The sequence below is a fragment of the Asticcacaulis sp. P2_C5 genome, assembly GCF_056404555.1.
On sequence record NZ_JBFUDU010000004.1, the window covers coordinates 396,213 to 403,784 of the forward strand.

Here is a 7,572-nt window from a genome sequence, read left to right on the forward strand (position 1 = left end):
ATTGTGATAGCGCTATCACGCGGTTAGCAACAGTCAAGACAATTGTCTGACTTTTTGACACAGGTCTAAAGCAAGCGCTTAAAACTTCGCCACCAGATGATAATGGGCGCCGTCGAAAACCTGGCGGACCGCCGTCACCGCTTCGCCATCGCGCCAGGTTTCGCGCTCGACCCGCAGGCAGGCGCTGCCCCTGGTGATTTCCAGCAGACGGGAAATTTCGCCGTCGGCCACAATGGCGCTGATGCGGTTTTCCGCCTGGGTCCAACGCACCTGCTGCAACAACCAGCGGCCGGGCGAGATATGGGCGAAGTTGATGGTCAGCGCCTCGGGCACGGCGTCGAGATGGATCGTCCGGGTTTCGACGCATAAGGGCCGCCCGGCGCAGACATGGACCCCGGATACTTCCAGTTCACGGCCGCGCACGCGCTGCAAAAGCAGGCGGAACTGGTAGGTTTCGCCGCGCGCCTCGGTCTGGGCCTGAAGGTCGGGTATTTCCAGAACCGTCGATGACAATTGTGGCGCAGCGACGAAGGACCCGGCCTTGCGCCGGCGCTCGATCAATCCGGCCGCCTGCAATTGCGACAGCGCCTTATAGGCGGTCATGCGCGAACAGCCATAGGCCTGCATCAGTTCGGCCTCGGTCGGCAGGCGGTCGCCGGGCTTCAGTGCGCCCGACGTTATACGGCTGGACATGTCGTCATGGATACGGCGATGGAGGCTCATGACTTGAGCCTCGCCAGAACCGGCCGGACAGCCACCAGGATGGCATCGCGCTGGAGGTGACGGCCACCGGCGACGACCTTGTGGCCGCGCCGCCAGACGCAGTCGATGGCGTTCTTGCCAGCCGAGAATATCCACGCATCGAGCAGGTCGTCGCCGCTCTTTTCGATCAATCCGGCATGGATAAGATTGAGGCTGACCAGATCGGCAGTCTGGCCGACGGCGATGCCTGAACCCACGCCAAGCGCCTGGGCGCCGCCCCGCAAAGCCTTGTCGTATAAGCCCGAGATCACATTTCGCTTTTTCAGGAACAGACGCTGGGAATATTCCAGAAGACGCAGTTCCTCGGTCGCGTCGATACGGACATTGCTGTCCGAACCGATGCCGAAGCGGCCGCCTTCGGCGACGAAAGCCTCTGCTGGAAAGACGCCGTCACCCAGATTGGCTTCGGTGATCGGGCACAGGCCGGCCACGGCGTTTGAACGGGCCAGCATGGTGCGCTCGGAAGGGGTCATGTGGGTGGCGTGAACCAGGCACCAGTTCGGCCCGATATCGGCATGGTCGAACAACCATTCGACCGGCCGCTGACCGCTCCACGCCAGGCAGTCGGCGACTTCCTTTTCCTGCTCGGCGATATGGATATGGACCGGCCCGTCGCCGGTCGCCAAGGCCGTCAGTTGCTGCGGTGTGATGGCGCGCAGGGAATGCAGGGCTCGGCCGATAACCGTGTCCCCCGTTGCGTGTCGGCGACAATCGTCCAGCAGTCGGTTGAAGCCATCGATGTCGTGGATGAAGCGCTTCTGGCCATCTGTCGGCGGCAGCCCACCGAATCCCGAATGAGCGTAAAACACCGGCAGCAGGGTCAGGCCGATTCCTGTCTGTGCGGCCGCAGCACAGATGCGTCCGGCCATTTCGGCCGGATCGCCATAGGGGCGGCCATCGCTATCGTGGTGCAGGTAGTGGAATTCTCCGGCGCGGGTAAAACCACCTTCCAGCATCTCCATATAGGCCAGGGCGGTGATGGCCTCGATGTCATCGGGCGTCAATTGCGCCAGATAGCGGTACATCAGGTCGCGCCACGTCCAGAAACTGTCGTCGCCCGAACCGCGTTCGGTCAGTCCGGCCATGGCGCGTTGAAAGGCGTGGCTGTGCAGGTTGTTCATGCCCGGCACCACAGCGCCATGGCGTTCGGCGCCCGCCGGCGCAACACCGGTTTCAACCGCGGTGACAACGCCGTCCGTTACGGTGATACCGACATCCCTCGCCCAGCCCGCCGGCAAAAGGGCTTCACCGAACCACAAGGTTTCCATTGACATGACCGCGACTCCGTTCGATATTATGTATATACATAATAATCGCTGTTCGCTACGGGAACCTTGATGCGCATCTGGAAAAATGCCCGTCTGCTGACCATGACATCGGGTATGGATGTCATAGACGACGGCGTGATCCACGCTGACCAGGGCCGTATCACCTATGCCGGACCTGCGGCGACTGCGCCCCCGATCGAGGCGCCAGAGACGGATCTTGGCGGCAGATTGGTCACGCCGGGCCTGATCGATTGCCACACCCATCTCGTCTTTGCCGGCAATCGCGCCCATGAGTTCCAGATGCGGCTGGACGGTGCGTCCTATGACGACATTGCCCGGGCCGGCGGCGGCATCATGTCGACGGTCCGCGCCACCCGCGCGGCGTCAGAATCCGAACTGATCGCCCAGACCCTGCCGCGGCTCGACGATTTGCTGCGTCAAGGCGTCACCACGGTCGAGATCAAGTCTGGCTATGGCCTGACCCTCGACGACGAGTTGAAGATGCTGCAGGTGGCGCGCAACCTGCCGCGCAGGGTGCAGGTGGCGACGACCCTGCTGGCCGCCCACGCCGTGCCGCCAGAATTCAGGGATGCCGACGCCTATATAGACCATGTCTGCAACGATATCATCCCGGCCGCCATCGGTTTGGCCGATGCGGTCGACGCCTTTTGCGAAGGGATCGGCTTTACGCCGGCCCAGACGCAGCGTGTGCTCGAGGCCGCCCGCACCCATGGACTGCCGGTCAAGCTGCACGCCGAACAGTTGTCCAACCAGAACGGCGCGGCCCTCGCCGCGCGCTACAACGCCCTATCGGCCGACCATCTCGAACATCTCGACAGTTCCGGAATTACCGCCATGCAGGCCGCCGGCACGATCGCTGTGCTGTTGCCCGGCGCGTTTTACTTCCTGCGCGAAACCAAGCTGCCGCCGATCAGCGCCTTGCGTGCGGCCGGCATTCCCATGGCCCTGGCCACCGACTGCAACCCCGGCACGTCGCCCCTCACCTCCCTGCTGACCGTGCTCAATATGGGCGCGACGCTGTTTCGCCTGACTGTCGCCGAATGCCTGGCCGGGGTGACGATCAATGCCGCCCGCGCCCTGGGCTTGCGCAACGACATCGGCACGCTGGAAGCCGGCAAGATGTGCAATCTCGCGGTCTGGGACGTCCGCGATCCGGCCGAGCTGGTCTACTGGCTGGGCCGCAATCCCCTGTATTCACGCGTTTTCGAAGGCGAACCCGATGCTTGAAATAACTCCAGGTCAGGTCACGCATGACCAATGGTGTGCCATCTATCGCGGCGCCACCCCAAGCCTCGATCGGGCCTGCCTGGCCGGCGTCATCGCCTCGGCCGAGGCCGTGACGCGTATCCTGGCGCGTCATGAGCCGATCTACGGCATCAATACCGGCTTCGGCAAGCTGGCCAGCGTGCGTATCGGCGACGACGATCTGGAGACCCTGCAACGCAATATCGTGCTCAGCCACGCCGCCGGCGTTGGTGAACCTTCGGCGCGATCGGTTGTCCGGCTGATGATGGCGCTGAAACTGGCGTCCCTGGCCCAGGGCGCGTCGGGCATCCGTCTGGAAACCCTGCAGCGTCTCGAAGCCATGCTGGCGCGCGACCTGATCCCGATCATTCCCTGCCAGGGCAGTGTCGGCGCGTCGGGCGACCTGGCGCCACTGGCCCATCTGGCCGCCACCCTGATCGGCGAAGGCGAGATTGAAACAGGCGGTCGTGTCGTGCCCGCCGCCCAGGCCCTGGCCGAACACGGTCTGGCGCCCCTGGTGCTAGGCCCCAAGGAGGGCCTGGCCCTGCTCAACGGCACGCAGTTTTCGACCGCCTTTGCCCTGGCCGGACTGTTCGAAGCCGAGGTCCTGTTCCAGTCCGCGCTGGTGACCGGCGCCCTGTCGACCGAAGCCGCCAAGGGCTCCGACACGCCGTTCGATCCACGCATCCACGCCCTGCGCCGCCATCGCGGCCAGATCGAAGTCGCCGACACACTGCGCGACCTGATGCACGGCTCGGACATCCGCGCCTCGCATCTGAAGGGCGACGACCGCGTCCAGGATCCCTATTGCCTGCGCTGCCAGCCCCAGGTGATGGGCGCCGTGCTCGACCTGCTGCGCCAGGCGGCAACTACGCTACTGACCGAAGCCAATGGCGTTACCGACAATCCGCTGATCTTCTCGGAGACCGACGAAGCCTTGAGCGGCGGCAATTTCCACGCCGAACCGGTGGCCTTCGCTGCCGACATGATCGCCATGGCGGTGTGCGAAATCGGCTCCCTGAGCGAGCGTCGCGTCGCCATGCTGGTCGATCCAGCTTTATCGCGCCTGCCGGCCTTTCTGACGCCGCAGCCGGGGCTCAATTCGGGTTTCATGATCCCGCAGGTGACGGCGGCGGCTTTGGTCTCCGAAAACAAGCAGCGCGCCTATCCGGCCAGCGTCGATTCCATCCCGACTTCGGCCAACCAGGAAGACCATGTCTCGATGGCAGCGCACGGCGCGCGGCGGCTGATGCCCATGGTCGAGAATGCCATGGCCGTGGTGGCGATCGAATTGCTGGCGGCGGCCCAGGGCTGCGACTTCCATCGGCCCTTGATCTCGTCACCGGTGCTGGAGCGGGTACGTGCGACGGTCCGCGCCGAGGTACCTATGCTCGATCACGACCGCCATTTCCATCCCGACATGCAAAAGGCCATCGGTTTGGTCCGCGATCGGGCGGTGATCCAGGGGATCGAGTTACCAACAGTTACCTAAGTAAAGATTTGGAACCGCGAATGAACGCCAATGAACGCGAATAGGTCGGTTTTAGGCCGGCTATTACAGTCAATGTGAACTTGGCAGAGAAAAATACGCGCGCGATTGCGCGCCTCTTATTCGCGTTCATTCGCGTTCATTCGCGGTTCCAAATTTCCTGATGCCGCCTTCGACCAAAAGGGACACATTATGAACCGCCTCGACAATGCCCGCGTCATCCGCCCGGCCACAGGTATGACCTTAACTGCCCGTTCGTGGCTGACCGAGGCGCCGTTGCGCATGCTGATGAACAACCTGCATCCCGACGTCGCCGAGCGGCCCGAGGAACTGGTCGTCTATGGCGGTATCGGCCGGGCGGCGCGTGACTGGAACAGCTATGACCGAATCGTTGAAACCCTGAAACGGCTCGGCGATGACCAGACCCTGCTGATCCAGTCGGGCAAGCCGGTCGGCGTGTTCGAGACGCATGAAAATGCCCCGCGCGTCCTGCTGGCCAATTCCAACCTGGTGCCGCACTGGTCGACCTGGGAGCATTTCCACGAACTCGATCGCAAGGGCCTGATGATGTACGGCCAGATGACGGCCGGGTCGTGGATCTATATCGGCACCCAGGGCATCGTCCAGGGCACCTATGAGACCTTTGTCGAGATGGGTCGCCAGCATTATGGCGGCTCGCTGGCCGGCAAGTGGCTGCTGACCGCCGGTCTGGGCGGCATGGGCGGCGCGCAACCGCTGGCCGCTGTCATGGCCGGGGCGTCGTGCCTGGCCATCGAATGCCAGGCGTCGCGGATCGATATGCGGCTGCGGACGGGCTATCTCGACCATTCGACCGACAGTATCGATGAGGCCCTGGCGATGATCAAAGGCGCGACCAAACCGATATCGGTCGGGCTGTTGGGCAATGCCGCCGAGATCCTGCCCGAGCTTTTCCGCCGCGGTGTGCGGCCCGACCTGCTGACCGACCAGACCTCGGCCCATGATCCGATCAACGGCTATCTGCCGGCCGGCTGGACCGTTGAACAGTGGCTGGACCGGCGAGAAAGCGATCCGCAAGCCGTGGCTAAAGCGGCCAAGACATCGATGGCGACCCATGTCCGCGCCATGCTCGACTTCCAGGCCGCCGGCGTGCCCACCGTCGATTACGGCAACAATATCCGCCAGGTCGCCTTCGACCAGGGTGTCGCCAATGCCTTTGATTTTCCGGGCTTTGTGCCGGCCTATATCCGGCCTTTGTTCTGTCGCGGCATCGGGCCCTTCCGCTGGGTGGCGCTGTCGGGCGATCCGGAGGACATCTACCGCACCGACGCCAAGGTCAAGGAACTGCTCCCCGACAATGCCCATCTGCACACCTGGCTCGACATGGCGCGTGAACGTATCAAGTTCCAGGGCCTGCCGGCGCGCATCTGCTGGGTCGGACTGGGCGATCGCCATCGGCTGGGCCTGGCCTTTAACGAGATGGTGCGGACCGGCGAACTGAAGGCGCCGGTCGTTATCGGTCGCGACCATCTCGATTCCGGCAGCGTCGCCTCACCCAACCGCGAAACCGAGGCCATGCGCGACGGATCGGACGCCGTTTCCGACTGGCCATTGCTCAATGCGCTGCTGAATACGGCTTCGGGCGCCACCTGGGTGTCGCTGCATCATGGCGGCGGGGTCGGCATGGGCTATTCGCAGCACGCCGGCATGGTCATCGTCGCCGACGGCACCGACGCGGCGGCCAAGCGACTGAAGCGCGTGCTGTGGAACGATCCGGCGACCGGCGTGATGCGCCACGCCGATGCGGGGTATGATATCGCCCTGGCCTGCGCCCGGGAGAAGGGCTTGGACCTGCCGGGGATTTTGTAACTCAGGCGCGGCCAATAAGCCCATTTCACAACCAAACGAAAGCCGTATGACGACTTTTGGCCCTGAGCAGTCATTCCGTCAGTCGACGCAGTAAAGGCACTCGCATGAAAAGCGGAGATTTGATTCGCAAATTCAAAGATCCAAATCTCGAGTAACGTCTATTGAAGAACTGTAGGCTCTGGCAAATCCGGGACAGCTCATCAGATTTGACTTCCCCACTTATGATTTGGTCTCCAAGTTTGCGATGAATCGGTCCGCCGTCACAAGCCAATGTGCAAAAACCGGAATACGCTGCCTAAAGCTCAAGTTAGTTGTGGACAACTTACGCGAGAAGCTATTTTAAGCGTGACAGCCTGACGTGTATGAAATCTTATCGTCTTAAGGCCTACGGATAGATCTTTCCGTCATGTTTCGTGACGGTTGAAAGCAATGTCCGGGAGAATGCTCCTGTGGGATTATTCGCATTCCCATGTAAACCGATGGTTTGCCAACGAGTATCCGTAGGCCCCCAAAAACTGACGGGGGAATATGACCAACCTGAAAATGCTACAGGCGTGTAAAACGCTCAGCGACCTTGCACAAATTCTCGGCATTAAAGCTAGTGGCCTGTCTTATGCTCTCTACGTCATACCTGATAAATATAAGTACGAGCGTTGCGAGATACCAAAGAAAAGTGGAGGAGTCAGGGTATTATACCAACGGCGATAGGCGGTGACTCTGGCTGGGGATTCCCTTTAGGCGCGGATTGTGATTCCTATGGTCATTGATTTGGCTGGAGGGTTTAGGCTTGTCGACATCGATTTTGATCACACGTCTGGATTTGGATGCTTCAGGTCTTCGTCAGGCGGCATCTCGAAGCCATGACGCTGATGCCGCCCGACGGATGCTTGCGCTGGCGCTTGTATTGGAAGGGCGAAGCCGCACGGAGGCTGCGACCAT

Annotated in this window: 5 protein-coding genes and 1 pseudogene; 4 read left to right on the top strand and 2 right to left on the bottom strand. The window is 62.1% G+C overall.

Annotated features, from left to right (window positions below):
• Positions 1 to 78: 78 nt before the first annotated feature.
• Positions 79 to 723, bottom strand: a complete 645-nt coding sequence (locus AC1DXO_RS09900) for a UTRA domain-containing protein (protein WP_476977963.1) — start codon at positions 721 to 723, stop codon at positions 79 to 81.
• Complete coding sequence (locus AC1DXO_RS09905) at positions 720 to 2,036, bottom strand: formimidoylglutamate deiminase (RefSeq protein ID WP_476977964.1); 1,317 nt, start codon at positions 2,034 to 2,036, stop codon at positions 720 to 722. Before AC1DXO_RS09905 ends, AC1DXO_RS09900 begins: the two co-directional genes overlap by 4 nt.
• A 63-nt stretch (positions 2,037 to 2,099) precedes the next feature.
• Here AC1DXO_RS09905 and hutI point away from each other — a divergent pair, with 63 nt between their 5' ends.
• The 4 genes and pseudogenes from hutI to AC1DXO_RS09925 all read left to right on the top strand — a co-directional run.
• Positions 2,100 to 3,278: an imidazolonepropionase gene (gene hutI, locus AC1DXO_RS09910; protein WP_476977965.1), complete on the top strand. Its 1,179-nt coding sequence runs from the start codon at positions 2,100 to 2,102 to the stop codon at positions 3,276 to 3,278.
• Positions 3,271 to 4,788, top strand: coding sequence for a histidine ammonia-lyase (gene hutH, locus AC1DXO_RS09915; protein ID WP_476977966.1), 1,518 nt, complete (start codon positions 3,271 to 3,273; stop codon positions 4,786 to 4,788). Before hutI ends, hutH begins: the two co-directional genes overlap by 8 nt.
• Positions 4,789 to 4,977: 189 nt before the next feature.
• Positions 4,978 to 6,633 (top strand): urocanate hydratase, encoded by a 1,656-nt coding sequence (gene hutU / locus AC1DXO_RS09920; RefSeq protein WP_476977967.1) that lies wholly within the window; start codon positions 4,978 to 4,980, stop codon positions 6,631 to 6,633.
• Between the two features lie 787 nt (positions 6,634 to 7,420).
• A pseudogene (locus tag AC1DXO_RS09925) lies at positions 7,421 to 7,572 on the top strand (IS630-like element ISAli3 family transposase); the annotation flags it as partial.